At 73.1% G+C, this 14,795-nt stretch carries 9 protein-coding genes, 2 rRNA genes and 1 pseudogene; all 12 read left to right on the forward strand.

Annotated features, from left to right (window positions below; genetic code table 11):
* The first annotated feature begins 38 nt into the window (after positions 1-38).
* Positions 39-3,231, forward strand: a 23S ribosomal RNA gene (locus AIF0345_RS06855).
* A gap of 204 nt (positions 3,232-3,435) precedes the next feature.
* Positions 3,436-3,552, forward strand: a 5S ribosomal RNA gene (gene rrf / locus AIF0345_RS06860).
* Between the two features lie 713 nt (positions 3,553-4,265).
* Positions 4,266-4,910 (forward strand): annotated as a pseudogene (locus AIF0345_RS06865) (hypothetical protein); the annotation flags it as partial.
* Between the two features lie 19 nt (positions 4,911-4,929).
* Entirely contained in the window at positions 4,930-6,000 is a 1,071-nt protein-coding gene (locus tag AIF0345_RS06870; protein WP_043559314.1) for an HAD-IIA family hydrolase, read from the forward strand.
* Between the two features lie 23 nt (positions 6,001-6,023).
* Complete coding sequence (locus tag AIF0345_RS06875) at positions 6,024-6,215, forward strand: hypothetical protein (protein ID WP_285297747.1); 192 nt, start codon at positions 6,024-6,026, stop codon at positions 6,213-6,215.
* A 70-nt stretch (positions 6,216-6,285) separates the two neighbouring features.
* Positions 6,286-7,146, forward strand: a complete 861-nt coding sequence (locus AIF0345_RS06880) for a TlyA family RNA methyltransferase (RefSeq protein WP_285297749.1) — start codon at positions 6,286-6,288, stop codon at positions 7,144-7,146.
* An 80-nt stretch (positions 7,147-7,226) separates the two neighbouring features.
* Positions 7,227-8,138, forward strand: coding sequence for an NAD kinase (locus tag AIF0345_RS06885; protein ID WP_285297900.1), 912 nt, complete (start codon positions 7,227-7,229; stop codon positions 8,136-8,138).
* Positions 8,135-9,949 (forward strand): DNA repair protein RecN, encoded by a 1,815-nt coding sequence (gene recN, locus AIF0345_RS06890; protein WP_285297751.1) that lies wholly within the window; start codon positions 8,135-8,137, stop codon positions 9,947-9,949. Before AIF0345_RS06885 ends, recN begins: the two co-directional genes overlap by 4 nt.
* Positions 9,946-11,169 (forward strand): putative cytokinetic ring protein SteA, encoded by a 1,224-nt coding sequence (gene steA, locus AIF0345_RS06895; protein ID WP_285297753.1) that lies wholly within the window; start codon positions 9,946-9,948, stop codon positions 11,167-11,169. Before recN ends, steA begins: the two co-directional genes overlap by 4 nt.
* A gap of 16 nt (positions 11,170-11,185) precedes the next feature.
* Positions 11,186-12,112 carry a copper transporter gene (locus AIF0345_RS06900; protein ID WP_043559300.1) on the forward strand — a complete coding sequence of 309 codons (927 nt, stop codon included), beginning with the start codon at positions 11,186-11,188 and terminating at the stop codon, positions 12,110-12,112.
* 47 nt (positions 12,113-12,159) lie between these two features.
* Positions 12,160-13,107 carry a hypothetical protein gene (locus AIF0345_RS06905; protein WP_268917063.1) on the forward strand — a complete coding sequence of 316 codons (948 nt, stop codon included), beginning with the start codon at positions 12,160-12,162 and terminating at the stop codon, positions 13,105-13,107.
* The gene (murJ, locus tag AIF0345_RS06910; RefSeq protein WP_268917062.1) at positions 13,104-14,795 is read left to right on the forward strand and encodes a murein biosynthesis integral membrane protein MurJ; all 1,692 of its coding nucleotides are present in this window, start codon (positions 13,104-13,106) and stop codon (positions 14,793-14,795) included. The genes AIF0345_RS06905 and murJ overlap by 4 nt, the downstream gene beginning before the upstream one ends.

The raw sequence follows: 14,795 nt of genomic DNA on the forward strand, positions 1-14,795 counted from the left end.
GACGCGAGTATCTTTGTTCTTTGTGTGTTTTGTTGGGTTGTGCTTGTTTTTTGGGCGTTCGGTGGATGCCTTGGCATCAGGGGCCGATGAAGGACGTGGTGGCCTGCGATAAGCCTCGGGGAGCCGGCTGGCGGGCTGTGATCCGAGGGTGTCCGAATGGGGGGACCCGGCGCGGGTCGTGCCGCGTCACTCGTGCCTGATTTGTGTAGGGTGCGGGGGGTTACGCGGGGAAGTGAAACATCTCAGTACCCGTAGGAGAGGATATTCCGTGAGTAGTGGCGAGCGAAAGCGGATGATGGCTAAACCGTTGTCGTGCGAGACCCGGCGGGGGTTGCGGCGGCGGGGTTGTTGGGGCGTGCCTGTTTCCTGCTGCCGCCGTGGTGGGGGGCGTTGTGCTGGCTGGGTAGCTGAACCGTCTGGGACGGCGGGCCGTAGCGGGTGAGAGCCCTGTAGGCGGAACCTGGCTGGTGGCGTGTGGGCGTGTTCCCGTGGTAGCACGGGGCTCGTGGAATCCTGTGTGAGTCTGCCAAGACCGCTTGGCTGCCTGAATACCTCCTGGTGACCGATAGCGGATGAGTACCGTGAGGGAATGGTGAAAAGTACCCCGGGAGGGGAGTGAAAGAGTACCTGAAACCGGGCGCCTGCGAGCCGTCAGGGCCCTGCCGTCCTCCTTGTGCTGCGGCTGTGCGCCGCCGGGGGGTGGTGGGGTGGTGGCGTGCCTATTGAAGAATGAGCCTGCGAGTCGTGCTGCGTGGCGAGGTTAACCCGTGTGGGGGAGCCGTAGCGAGAGCGAGTCCGAACAGGGCGGTGGAGTTGCGTGGTGCGGACCCGAAGCGGGGTGATCTACCCATGGCCAGGTTGAGGCGCGTGTAAGAGCGCGTGGAGGACCGAACCCACCTGGGTTGAAAACCGGGGGGATGAGCCTGTGGGTAGGGGTGAAAGGCCAATCAGACTCCGTGATAGCTGGTTCTCCCCGAAATGCATTTTGGTGCAGCGTCGCGTGCTTCCCGGCGGAGGTAGAGCTACTGGGTGGCTGAGGGGCCCGTGAGGGTTACCGGGGTCAGCCAAACTCCGAATGCCGTGCGGGTGGAGCGTGGCAGTGAGACCGCGGGGGATAAGCTTCGTGGTCGAGAGGGAAACAGCCCGGACCGTCGGCTAAGGCCCCTAAGCGTGCGCTAAGTGGGAAAGGATGTGCGGCTGCGGTGACAGCCAGGAGGTTGGCTTAGAAGCAGCCATCCTTGAAAGAGTGCGTAATAGCTCACTGGTCGAGTGGTCGTGCGCCGACAATTCAGCGGGGCTCAAGCGCGCCGCCGAAGCCGCGGACCCGCCCCCCTGCTCAGGTGCGGGGGCGGGTGGTAGGGGAGCGTCCTGCGCTGGGTGAAGCCCGGGGGTGACCCGCGGGTGGACGGTGCGGGAGCGAGGATGCAGGCATGAGTAGCGAGACCGGGGTGGGAGTCCCCGGCGCCGAGAGACCAAGGGTTCCAGGGGCAGGTTCGTCCTCCCTGGGTGAGTCGGGACCTAAGGCGAGGCCGACAGGCGTAGTCGATGGATGACGGGTTGATATTCCCGTACCGGCCTTGTACCGACCATGCTGACGCGCGGGTGCTAACCCACGCCGCCGGCCACGAGACGGTCCGCGGGTCGCCTTCGGGCGTCCCCGGGGGCCTGTGGCGGGTGGTCTGGGGGTCCTCCGTGCTGGTAGGCAAGCGTGTTAACAGGGGTGACGCACAGTGGTAGCCCGGCGGGCCTGATGGCTTGGCCCGTTCAAGCGCGCAGCCCGGCCCCCAGGCAAATCCGGGGGCCTGCCCCCCCTACCGGGGGGGCGGGGGCGAGGCGTGATGGTGACCCCGCCGCGGCGCGGCGGGGGACAGCAGGGTGATCCTGAGGTGCCGAGAAAAGCCTCGACGCGATGGTGCGGGCCGCCCGTACCCCAGACCGACACAGGTGGTCCGGCAGAGTATGCCTAGGCGGGCGAGCGAACCGTGGTGAAGGAACTCGGCAAATTGCCCCCGTAACTTCGGGAGAAGGGGGGCCCGACCCCTGAGGCCCCGCGCGGGCTGGGGGGAAGGGCCGCAGAGAGCAGGGGGGAGCGACTGTTTACTAAAAACACAGGTCCGTGCGAAGCCGCAAGGCGATGTATACGGACTGACGCCTGCCCGGTGCTGGAAGGTCAAGAGGATCCCTCAGCCCCCTTCACGGGGCGAAGGGGTGAGTTCAAGCCCCAGTAAACGGCGGTGGTAACTATAACCATCCTAAGGTAGCGAAATTCCTTGTCGGGTAAGTTCCGACCTGCACGAATGGCGTAACGACTTCCCCGCTGTCTCCACCACGGGCTCGGCGAAATTGCACTACGAGTAAAGATGCTCGTTACGCGCAGAAGGACGGAAAGACCCCGGGACCTTCACTACAGCTTGGTATTGGCGTCCGCCACGGCCCGTGCAGGATAGGTGGGAGACCGTGATGCCGCCGCGCCAGCGGCGGCGGAGTCGTTGTTGAGATACCACTCCGGCCGTGGCGTGCGCCTGAACCTCGGCCCGTGACCCGGGCCAGGGACAGTGCCTGGCGGGTAGTTTAACTGGGGCGGTTGCCTCCCAAAGAGTAACGGAGGCGCTCAAAGGTCCCCTCAGCCTGGTCGGCAACCAGGTGGCGAGTGCAAGCGCACAAGGGGGCTTGACTGCGAGACCGACAGGTCGGGCAGGTGCGAAAGCAGGAGCTAGTGATCCGGCGGCCCCGCGCGGGCGGGCCGTCGCTCAACGGATAAAAGGTACCCCGGGGATAACAGGCTGATCCTGCCCAAGAGTCCATATCGACGGCATGGTTTGGCACCTCGATGTCGGCTCGTCGCATCCTGGGGCTGGAGCAGGTCCCAAGGGTTGGGCTGTTCGCCCATCAAAGCGGCACGCGAGCTGGGTTTAGAACGTCGTGAGACAGTTCGGTCCCTATCCTCTGCGCGCGCAGGAGACTTGAGAAGACCCGTCCCCAGTACGAGAGGACCAGGACGGACGAACCTCTAGTGCGCCAGCTGTCCCGCCAGGGGCACCACTGGTTGGCCACGTTCGGACAAGGATAACCGCTGAAAGCATCTAAGCGGGAAACCACCTTCAAGACCAGGTCTCCACAGGAGCACACCTCCTGGAAGGCCCCCAGAACACCACTGGGTCGATAGGCCAGACGTGAACACCCGGCAACGGGCGCAGCCGACTGGTACTAACAGGCCAACACAAACACACCCACACCCCCCACCCACGGGCCAAGACCCACAAACACAAGGGAGGGGACCAAACACCAGGGAAACACACCGCGTCCACTATACGGCCCACAACCAACCCACCCACCACAACCCACCAACCACCACAACCACACCACAACAACCACCACAACCACACGACAACAACCACACCACGACAACCACGACACGCACCCCACCACAGACCCCTCGGCGGCCACAGCGGGGAGGACACGCCCGGACCCATCCCGAACCCGGAAGCTAAGACCCCCAGCGCCAATGGTACTGCGCCCAACCAGACGCGGAAGAGCAGGACACCGCCGAGACCACACCAAAGTCCCCCCCGTCGCCCCCGGTCAGACCGAGGGCGACGGGGGGACGATCCACACCCAGGCTCACCCGCGATCAGGGCCGCCAGCTGAGGAATTAAGGCACCATGACCCAGGACAGGCGCAACGACCAGTGGCGCTCCAGCAGCACCCGTTCGGATCGGTCCGGGGATCGTCACGGCTTCCGGCGGCGCCAGGATGGCGACCGCCGGCACTCCGCCTACGACGCCTACGACCATTATGACGGGCGGCGTTCTGACTCCGGCTCCTACCGCGGCCGCGGCTCCTCATCCGACCGGGACGCTTCCGGTCGAGGCTACTCGCGTGATGAACGGCAGCGCGACCAGCGTCACGACAGTCGTGATGGTCGCGGCAGGGGCGACAATGGCGATCAACGCAGATTCTTCCGGGGCGGCGGCCGCTCATCCAGCTGGGACGACGAGCGGAGGGACGGTGGGCACGGCGACGCCTCCAGGCAGGCCGGGCGGGGCGGTGGCCGGTCCTCCTACCGGGGCGACCGCATGGACCGGTCCCCGGGGCGCGGACGCCGAGACGGCGACCGGCGCGGCTCACGTCCCCCGCAGCGGGCGCGCGTCTGCGAGCCCTCGGTGCCCGAGAACGTCCAGGCCACAGATCTTGAGGCGTCCGCCCGCCGCGAGCTGCGCGCCCTGGGCCGCGCCAACGCGGAGAACGTCTCGCGTCATCTCGTAATGGTTCAGCGCCTGCTCGACACCGATCCCGAGCGCGCCTACCAGCACGCCCGCTACGCGGCCTCGCACGCGGGCCGGATCGCCGTCGTGCGCGAGTCGGCCGGTATCGCCGCCTACCTGGCCGGGCACTACGCCGACGCGCTCCGCGAGATCCGGGCGGCGCGGCGCCTGTCCGGCCTGGACATGCACCGCGCCATCGAGGCCGACTGCGAGCGCGGCCTGGGCCGTCACCAGCAGGCCCTCAAGGTCGCCAAGGGGGCCGACCCCGACCAGCTCGACGATCTGGAGGAGGCGGAGCTGGCCATGGTCGTCTCGGGCGTGCGTCACGAGATGGGCCAGGATGATCTCGGGCTGGTCGTCATCGAGGAGGCCATCATGATGTTCCGCGGTGACCGTGAGACGCTCCGCCGTCTCCACTCGGTGCGCGCCGACCGGCTGGAGGACCTCGGCCGGGCGGCCGAGGCGGCGGCGGTCCGTGAGCGCATCGGGCAGGGCCCTCGGGACGAGCCCGAGGACGACGTCGAGGTCTACGATATCGAGGACGACTACAACCAGGAGCAGTCCGTCCCGGCAGAATCAGACACCTCTGACGCGGCCGAGCCGTCGGACACAACGGGTGCCGCGTCCTCGGACGCCGACGAGCCCGAGGACCAGGAGGCCTGATATGACCGCATCGGCACCCGCGCGGGGGGCCGCGCTCCTGGGCAGCGAGCTGCCCCTCGCGCAGACCTATGACGTCGCCCTCCTGGACCTCGACGGCGTGTGCTTCGCCGGCGACGCCCGGGTCGAGCACGCCGCCGACGGCGTCAACGGCGCCCGCGCCGGCGGCATGCGGCTGTCCTTCGTGACCAACAACGCCTCCCGGGCGCCGCAGACCGTCGTCGACAAGCTCGCCCGCAACGACATCCAGGCCGCCGCCGGTGAGATCTTCTCGGCCGCCATGGACGCCGCCGCGCTGCTGGGCGAGCACGTTCCCGCCGGATCGCCCGTGCTCGTCGTCGGCGGCGACGGCCTGCGTGAGGCCCTCGCCGCCGAGGGCTTCGAGGTCGTCGCCTCCGCCGATGACCGGCCCGCCGCCGTCGTGCAGGGCTGGGACCCGGCCGTGGACTGGGAGATGATGTCCGAGGGCCTGTACGCCATTACGGATGGCGCCATCCACGTGGCCACCAACCTCGACGCCACCCTGCCGACCGAGCGCGGCTTCGCCCTGGGCAACGGCAGCCTCGTGGCGGCCGTCGCCAACGCCTCCGGCCGCGAGCCCCTGGCGGGCGGCAAGCCCTTCCCCGGGATCTACGAGCGGGCCCTCGCCCGCGCCGGCGGCTCCAGGCCGCTGGCCGTGGGGGACCGGCTCAACACCGACCATGTCGGCGCCCGCGCCGCCGGCATCCCCGGGCTGCATGTCCTGACCGGCGTCAGCACGGCGCGCGACGTCGTCCTGGCCCGCCCCGAGGAGCGGCCCGCCTACCTCCACACCGACCTGCGCGGCCTGCTGGAGCCCCACCCGGCCCCGGTGCGCGAGGTGGACGAGGAGGGGAGCGCGTGGGTGGTGGGCGCGGCGCGCTGCCGCGTTCGCGCCGGCGTCGCCGTCCTGGACGGCCGGGACTCCCTGACCGGGAAGGAGACCGAGATCAGTCTTGACGGCTATCGCGCCCTGGCCTGCGCCGTCTGGGAGCACCTGGACCGGCACGGCGAGGACCCGGCGCCGAGCATCCCCGACCTTCGCGTGCGGGCCTGAGCCCGGCCGTCGCGACAACCGCCATGGCGCACCAGGACCCCGGCGAGACCCGCCCCGTTCCGGCCCCGCCGCCGGCCGGCGTGCGCGCGGGCCGGCTCGCCGACACCGCCGACAGGCTCCGGCGGGCCGGCGACGCGCCGCTGGAGGAACGCGCTGCCGCTCTGGCGGCGATCCATGAGACCCTCGTCTCAGAGCTCAGGGAGGCCGAGGGCTGACGCCGGGGCCTCTCGCTCCCCGCCCGGCGCATCAACAGCACCCAGGAACCTAGACAGACACCGGTATTGCATGGCACGACTCATCCGCCTCGACTCCGAGCTCGTCCGACGCGGGCTCGCCCGCTCACGCACGCACGCCGCCCGGCTCATCACCGACGGGCACGTCAGACTCGACGGGGTCGTCGCGCTCAAGCCGGCCCGGCAGGTCAACCCGGCGCAGGCGCTCCAGGTCGCTGCGCCGCAGGGTGAGAGCTACGTCTCCCGGGGCGCCCGCAAGCTCGCGGGCGCCCTGGACGCCCTTGGCGCCCGCGGCCTGGCGCCGCGGGTGGAGGGCCGCCGGTGCCTGGACGCCGGGGCGTCCACCGGGGGCTTCACCGACGTGCTGCTGCGGCGCGGGGCCGCGCACGTGGTGTCGGTCGATGTCGGCTACGGGCAGCTCGCCTGGTCTCTGCGGTCCGACGAGCGCGTCACGGCCCTGGACCGCACCAATGTGCGCACTCTGGACCCGCAGGCCGTCGCGCCGGCCCCGGGGCTCGTCGTCGGCGACCTGTCCTTCATCTCCCTGACACTGGTCCTGGCGCCGCTGCTCGCCGCCGCCGCCGAGGACGCCGACCTGCTGCTCATGGTCAAGCCGCAGTTCGAGGTCGGCAAGGGCCGGCTGGCGCGCGGAGGGGTGGTGCGCGACCCCGAGATGCACGTCGAGACCGTGCTGGCGGTGGCCGCCCGGGCCCACGGGCTCGGGGCCGGGATCGACGCCGTGGAGGCCTCCCCGCTGCCCGGCCCGGCCGGCAACGTGGAGTACTTCGTCAACCTGCACGCCGCGCGCGCGGGTGCCCCGACCGACCTCGACGGCGAGGCCCTGCTCGCCGAGACCCGCCGCGCCGTCGCCGCCGGCCCCGCGGCCTCCCGCGCGGAGAGGATGCCGTCATGAGCGCCTCCTGCCCGGCGGGTCCGACCGAGCCGGCAGGGGCGGCGGAGCCCCGTGCGGCAAGGCGCGTGCTGCGCCGTGTCATGGTGCTCGAGCGGGACCGCGGCGACACCCCGGTGCCGCGGCACCGCAAGGCCGCGCCGACCGCGACCGCAGTCATGCGCGCCAAGGCGGCCCTGCGCGCCCACGGTGTCCGGGCCGTCGACCCGGCCTTCGGCGGCGACGTCGACCTGGTCCTCGTGCTGGGCGGCGACGGCACGATCCTGCGCGCCTCGGAGATCGCCCGGCGGCGCGACGTCCCCCTGGTGGGCGTCAACACGGGCCACGTCGGCTTCCTGGCGGAGGCCGACCCGGACGCGGTCGAGAGCGTCGTGGCCGACCTTGTCGCCGGCCGCTACACGGTGGAGACCCGCATGACCATCGACGTCGAGGTCACCTCCCCCGACGGCACCGTCACCTGCGGCTGGGCGCTGAACGAGGCGGCCCTGGAGAAGCGCGACCGCGCCCGCATGCTCGAGGTCGCCATCGGGGTCGACGGGCAGGCGGTGTCCTCCTTCGGCTGCGACGGCCTGGTGATGGCCACGCCGACCGGCTCGACCGCCTACGCCTACTCCGGGGGCGGGCCCGTGATCTGGCCGGAGGTCGAGGCGCTGCTGCTCGTGCCGCTGGTCGCCCACGCCCTGTTCACGCGCCCGCTCGTCCTGGGGCCCCGCTCCTGCATAGAGGTCGTGGTCCAGCACGCGGGCCTGGGGGGCGCCGAGGTCTGGTGCGACGGACGGCGGAGCCTGGACGCGCCGGCGGGCTCGCGCATCCGCGTCACGCGCGCGGACCGGCCCGTGCGCCTGGCGCGGCTCAACGACGCGCCCTTCGCCACGCGCCTCGTGCGCAAGTTCGACTTGCCCGTCGAGGGCTGGCGGGCCACCACCGAGGCGCCGGACGATGCGGGCGATCAGGGTGAACCGGGCGATCAGGGTGAACCGGGCGATACCGCATGATCGAGTCGCTCCACATCGAGGACCTCGGCGTCATCGAGCAGACCGACCTGCTTCTGAGCCCCGGCCTGACCGCGCTGACCGGGGAGACCGGCGCGGGCAAGACCATGGTGCTCACCTCGCTCGGCCTTCTGCTGGGGCAGCGGGCCGGGACCGCCGTGGTACGCGCCGGGGCCGAGCGCGCCCTCGTCGAGGGCGCCTTCACGCTGGATCCGGCCTCCCGGGCCGCCGCCCGCGCCAGGCAGGCCGGTGCCGAGCTCGACGACGACCTCCTCCTCGCCTCCCGGACGGTGCCGGCCACGGGGCGCTCGCGCGCGCACCTGGGCGGGCGGGCCGTCCCCTCCTCCGTACTCGCCGACGTCGGCTCCCACCTCGTGTCGGTCCACGGCCAGGCCGACCAGCTCCGGCTGCGCAGCGCCGCCGCCCAGCGCGCCGCCCTGGACGGCCTGGGCGGCGCGGAGCACGCCGGGCTGTGCCGCCGCTACGCGGAGGCGTACCGGGCCCGCCGCGAGGCGGCCGAGGCGCTGGAGCAGTGGCGCGCCGGGGCGCAGGCCCGCCGCGAAGAGGCAGACCGCCTGCGCGGGTGGCTGGAGGCGCTCGACGCTGTCGGGCCCCGCCCGGGGGAGGACCGCGAGCTCACCGCCGAGGCCGAGCGCCTCGACCACGCCGAGGACCTGCGACTGGCCGCGGGGACCGCCCGCGCCGCCCTGGTCGGCCAGGAGGACGCGGTCGACGCCGGCCAGGCGGATGCGTCCGCCCTGCTCGCCGTCGCGCAGCGGGCCCTGGACGGCGCCCCCGGCAACGACGAGGCCCTGACCGAGCTCGCCGGCCGCACCCGCCAGCTGGGCATCCTGGTCGCCGACGCCGCCGCCGACCTGGGGGAGTACCTGGAGTCCCTGGACGCCGACCCGGCCCGGCTCGCCCGGATCCAGGACCGGCGCGGAGAGCTCGCCCGCGCCTGCCGGGAGATCGGCGGCGCGAGCACTGAGCTCGACGACGTCAACGCGCTCCTGGGCTGGGGGCGGCGGGCATCCGCACGGCTGGCCGAGATCGAGGACCCGGCCGAGGGCGCCACGGCCCCGCAGCAGGCGCTGGCCGACGCCCAGGCCGACCTGGACGAGGCCGCCGGCCGGCTGAGCGCGGCGCGCCGCACCCTCGCCGGCAGGCTCGAGACGGCCGTCACCGCCGAGCTCGAGGGCCTGCAGATGGCAGGCGCACGGCTGGTCGTCGAGCTGGAGCCGCTCGACGAGCCCGGCCCCACCGGTGCCGAGGCGGTCTCCCTGCTGCTGGCCGCCCATCCGGGCGCGCCCGCGCTGCCCCTGGGCAAGGGGGCCTCGGGCGGCGAGCTGTCCCGCATTATGCTCGCCCTCGAGGTCGTTCTGGCGGACGCCACCGGCGCCCCGCCGGAGGGCACCGCCACCGCCCACCAGCGCACCTTCGTCTTCGACGAGATCGACGCGGGCGTCGGGGGGCGCGCCGCGCGTGAGATCGGCCGCAGGCTCGCACGCCTGGCGCAACGCCACCAGGTGGTGGTCGTCACTCACCTGGCGCAGGTCGCGGCCTGGGCCCACACCCAGCTCGTCGTCGTCAAGGAGACCCCGGACGCGGTCGCGCCGGAGGGCGCGGGCCCTGATGATCCCGGGACGGCGGGCGGAACCCGCACCCGGGTCGTGCGGGTCGTGGGCTCCGAGCGCGTCACCGAGCTGGCCCGCATGCTGTCGGGGCACGAGCGCTCCGAGGCGGCCCTGAGGCATGCCGCCGAGCTGCTGGAGGAAGCCTCCGCGCAAGCCGCCGTGGCACAATCCCCGACGTGAGGAACCCGTTCCGCAAGCAGGCGTCCTCGGACCCTGACCGCCTCAGTGGGCCCGTGCGCGTTGACGCGCGCACCAAGAGGCTCACCAAGCGCCTCCGGGCCGGCGAGGTCGCCGTCATCGACCACACGGACCTCGACCGCGTGGCCGCCGAGGCCCTCGCCGAGGCCCGCCCCGCCGCGGTGCTCAACGCCGCGCCGTCGGTGTCGGGACGCTACCCCAACCTCGGCCCGGGCATCCTGGTCGATGCCGGCATCCCGCTGGTCGACGACCTGGGCGCCGACGTGATGCGGCTGCGCGAGGGGCAGCGCGTCACCATCGACCTGGGCGGCGACGAGGGCCCGGCGACGGTGCGCGCGGCGGGCAGGGACGAGGTGGTCGCCGAGGGCGTGGTCCAGACCCGCGAGAGGGTCGATGAGGCCATGAAGGCCGCGAAGGCGGGCCTGTCGGTCCAGCTCGAGGCCTTCGCCGTCAACACCATGGAGTACATGCGCGGCGAGCGCGACCTCCTGCTCAACGGCGTGGGCATGCCCGACATCCGCACCCGGATGAACGGGCGCCATGTCCTCATCGTCGTGCGCGGCTACTCCTACAAGCAGGATCTCATGGCGCTGCGCCCGTACATCCGCGACTACAAGCCCGTCATCATCGGGGTCGACGGCGGGGCCGACGCCGTGCTGGAGGCGGGCCTCAAGCCGGACATGATCGTCGGAGACATGGACTCCGTGTCCGACAAGGCCCTGGAGTCCGGCGCCGAGATCGTCGTCCACGCCTATCGCGACGGCCGGGCTCCCGGCCTGGCCCGTGTCAAGGGCCTCGGCGCCGAGCACAAGGTCTTCGCGGCGACCGGCACCAGCGAGGACATCGCCATGCTCATGGCCGACGGCGACGGGGCCGAGCTCATAGTCGCGGTGGGCACGCACGTCACCCTCCTGGAGTTCCTCGACAAGGGCCGCGAGGGGATGTCCTCGACCTTCCTGACCCGCCTCAAGGTCGGCAACCGCCTCATCGACGCCAAGGGCGTCTCGCGCCTGTACCGCACCCGCATCTCCGGCTGGCACCTGGCCCTCCTGGCGCTCGCCGGGCTCATCGCCCTGTTCGCAGCGCTCGCCTCCACCCCGGGCGGGCAGACCTTCCTGGGCCTGTCCGGCGCCGTATGGGACGACCTCGTCAACTTCTTACGCTCCCTCGTGGGGCTGGCCCCGAGCACGCCCTCCGTGTGAGCAAGGAAGGAACCCCATGATCGACTTCCGCTACCACCTGGTCTCGCTCATCTCCGTCTTCCTGGCGCTCGCCGTCGGCGTCGTGCTCGGCGCGGGGCCGCTGCAGAACTCCCTGGGAACCGCCCTGAACGACCAGGTGACCTCCCTGCGCGAGAACCGCAAGGCGATGCAGACCCAGCTCGAGCAGACCGAGGCGGCCGTCAACAACCGCGACGACTACATCGCCGCCGCGGCCACCGCCTACCTGCCCGGGACCCTCGAGGGCAAGAAGATCGCCCTGGCGGTCCTCCCCGAGGCCAAGAGCGATGACATCGACACCATCATCACCCAGGTCGAGGCGGCGGGCGGAACCATCAACGGACGCGTGAGCCTGACCACCGCCTGGACCGATCCGTCCCGCGAGGCCTTCCGCGAGTCCTACTCGGGACAGCTCGCCGGCCGCCTGGGCAAGACGGTCTCGACCGACGGCAACGGGGTGCTCGGGGAGGGCCTGGGCGCGGCGCTGACCAGCGGCTCGGACAACGCGAGGCAGCTGATGGAGCTGCTGACCGCCACCGACACCCCCCTGGTCTCCGTGGACACCAGGCTCAACGGCCCCGCCGACATGATCGTCGTCGTCGGCCCGCGCAGCCCCGACGCCGCGGAGACCAGGGACGCCGCGACCACCGACTCGCTGTCACAGGCGGCCTCCTCCTGGGCCAAGGCCCTGACCGGGACGGCCGCGGTGTCCACGGCGGTCGTCGTCGGCGGCGCCGACGACGAGACCGATGTGGTCTCCGCCCTGCGTACCGCCAAGGCCGCCGTCACCACGATCGACTCGGTCGGCCAGGTTGCGGCGGCGGTCTCCACCCCGCTGGCCCTGGTCTCGACGGCCTCGGGCACGAAGGGCCACTACGGCTTCGACAAGGGCGCGGACGCGGTCATGCCGCCCATGGCGAAGTAGCGTGCGGGCGCCGGGCCGGAGCGCGGCCCTCCCGATAGGCTGGGCCCATGAACCGCATCCCCGGGCGCGTCGGCGCCCCCGCGGGCGCGTCGGACCGCTCCTGCCCCATCGACGTCGCCCTCCACGCGCTCGGCGCCACCGTGTCCTGGTCGACCGGCCTGGGAAGCATCAAGAGCCTGGGCCCCCGCCTGGAGCGGACGAGCTTCCGCGGACGCGCCGTGAGCCTGCGCGGCGGCATCGGGGCCGCCGTGGGCGCTGTGGCCGCCAGCAGCCGGGCCGGCCTGCTCCTTCCCGATCCGGCCGGGTGCGGCGCCAGGAGAGTCACGATGGCCGCGCTCACGGCGACGACGGCCGCCGGCGCCGCCGGCCTCGCCGACGACCTGGATGCCGGCGCCCACGACGGCGACGCGCCCGTCAAGGGCCTTGCCGGGCACCTGGGCGCCCTGGCCCGCGGGCGCGTGACCACCGGTGCGCTCAAGGTCGTCGTCATCGGCTCCGGCGCCCTGGTCTCCGGAGCGCTCCTGGCCCGCTACCGCGGCTCCGCGTCCGGCGGGCGCGCTCCGGTCATGGTCGCCGCCGACGCCGCGACCGGCGCGGTGACCATCGCGGCCTGGGCCGACGTCCACAACCTGCTCGACCTGCGGCCCGGCCGCGCCCTGAAGACGGCGGCCCTGATGAGCGGCGCCCTGCTCGCGGATCGCCGCGAGGGCGCCGAGGCGGCCCGGGCGCTGGCGGCCGGCGCCCTGGGCGTCGTCGCGGCGGCCCTGCCCGAGGACCTGATGGAGGACACCATGCTCGGCGACACGGGCGCCAACGCCGTGGGCGCCCTGGTCGGCACCGCCCTGGCCGCGCACCCCAGCCGGACGGTGCGCGCCCTCGCCGCGCTCGCGGGCACCGCCCTGGTCCTGGCCGGCGAGCGCGTCTCCTTCACCCGGGTGATCGCCCGCACCCCGGTGCTGGCCGCCCTCGACGGCCTGGGCCGCCGCCCCTCATGACCGCCTGCCCCCGGGCCGACCCGCCGGCCGGAGGGCCGCCCGGGACGCCGGGCGCGTGGCGCGCGCGCCTCCACGGCCCGCTCGGCATCGCCGGCCTCACGCTCGTCTCGCGCGTGCTCGGCTTCCTGCGGTGGATCGTGCAGGCCTCCACCGTGGGGGCCGGGACCGTCGCCGGCGCCTACACCACCGCCAACCAGGTGCCCAACGTCCTGTACGAGGTCGTGGTCGGCGGCGCCCTGGCCGCCACCGTCGTCCCGCTGCTGGCCGCCGCCGCGATCCCCACGCGCAGCCGGGACGCCTCACGGATCGCCTCGGGCCTGCTCGGCGTCGTCCTGGCGGTCCTGACGCCGCTGGCGCTGCTCCTGGCCCTCCTGGCCGATCCCATCGCCCGGCTCCTGCCCGTCTCGGCGGGCGCGGATCCGGCTCTGCAGACGGATCTGGTCGCCGACTTCCTGCGCATGTTCTCCGCCCAGGTCCCCCTGTACGGCGTCGGGGTGGTCCTCACCGGGGTGCTGCAGGCCATGGGGCGCTTCGCCTGGCCGGCGCTCACCCCCGTCCTGTCCAGCCTCGTCGTCATGGCGACATACGCCGTCTACGGCGCCATGACGACCGGCCCGGGCGACCAGGCCGGCCCGGCGGCCCTCAGCGTCCTGGGGTGGGGGACCACCGCCGGCGTGGCCGCCCTGAGCCTGCCGCTGCTCTATCCGGTCGTGCGCCTGGGAATCCGGCTGCGCCCCACCCTGCACCTGGACCGGGCGGTCGCCTGGCGCGCCCTGCGGCTGGGCGGCGCCGGCGTGTGGACCCTGGTCGCCCAGCAGCTCAGCGTCCTGGCGGTCCTGGCCCTGGCGCGCTCCGGCGGGCGGGCCGGGACCGTGGCCGTCTACCAGTACACCCAGGCGGTCTACATGCTGCCCTACGCCGTCATGGCCGTCCCCGTCGCCACGGTCGTCTACCCGCGCCTGGCGGCGGCCTTCGACCCGGGCGGCCACGGCGGCGCCGGGCGGGGGGACGGCGGCTACCCGGCCCGGGCCGTCGAGCTCGCCGCCGCATCCACCGCCCTGATGGCCGCGGTCGCCCTCGCCGGCTCCGGCATGCTCATGGCGGCCTCGGCGGGGGCCGAGCGCTTCTTCGCCCTGCTGACCGACGTCGATGGCATGGGCCTGTCCCTGGCGGTGCTCTCCCCCGGCCTGGTGGGCTACGCCCTCGTCTACCAGGTCACCCGGATCCTCTTCGCCGCGAGCCGTCCCCGGTACGCCGCCCGCGCCACCGCCCTGGGGTGGGCGACGGTCGCCGGGGCCTCGGCCGTGGCGGTGCGCCTCATGGCGCCGGGCGGGGGCGACGGGAGGGCCACCCTCGTCGCGCTGGCCATGGGGACGACCATCGGCATGAGCGTCGCCGGGCTCGGCATGCTCGCGGCGCTGGCCATGACCGCGGGCGCCCGCGCCCTGGGCCCCACCCTGCGCACGCTCGCCGTCGGGGCGCCGGTCGCGCTGGCCGCCGGGATCGGCGCGCGCGCGCTGAGCGCGCGTGTCGACTCGGTTCCCGGCGCGATCGCCGTCGCCGCGGCGGGCGCGACCGGCGCGGCCGCCCTCGTCATGGGGGCGTGCATGTGCGCCGGCCCGCGCCTCCTGGACGCGGTGCGGCCGGGCGCCGCAGCCGGTCCGCCCACGACCCGGGAGGAGCAGTGA

This window comes from Actinomyces israelii, assembly GCF_030253495.1.
Taxonomy (GTDB): Bacteria; Actinomycetota; Actinomycetes; order Actinomycetales; family Actinomycetaceae; genus Actinomyces; species Actinomyces israelii.

Coding starts and splice junctions, on each gene's coding strand:
- AIF0345_RS06875 (WP_285297747.1), top strand. CDS start 6,024: ATGGCGCACCAGGACCCCGGCGAGACCCGCCCCGTTCCGGCCCCGCCG.
- AIF0345_RS06880 (WP_285297749.1), top strand. CDS start 6,286: ATGGCACGACTCATCCGCCTCGACTCCGAGCTCGTCCGACGCGGGCTC.
- murJ (WP_268917062.1), top strand. CDS start 13,104: ATGACCGCCTGCCCCCGGGCCGACCCGCCGGCCGGAGGGCCGCCCGGG.
- AIF0345_RS06870 (WP_043559314.1), top strand. CDS start 4,930: ATGACCGCATCGGCACCCGCGCGGGGGGCCGCGCTCCTGGGCAGCGAG.
- AIF0345_RS06900 (WP_043559300.1), top strand. CDS start 11,186: ATGATCGACTTCCGCTACCACCTGGTCTCGCTCATCTCCGTCTTCCTG.
- AIF0345_RS06905 (WP_268917063.1), top strand. CDS start 12,160: ATGAACCGCATCCCCGGGCGCGTCGGCGCCCCCGCGGGCGCGTCGGAC.
- AIF0345_RS06885 (WP_285297900.1), top strand. CDS start 7,227: ATGGTGCTCGAGCGGGACCGCGGCGACACCCCGGTGCCGCGGCACCGC.
- recN (WP_285297751.1), top strand. CDS start 8,135: ATGATCGAGTCGCTCCACATCGAGGACCTCGGCGTCATCGAGCAGACC.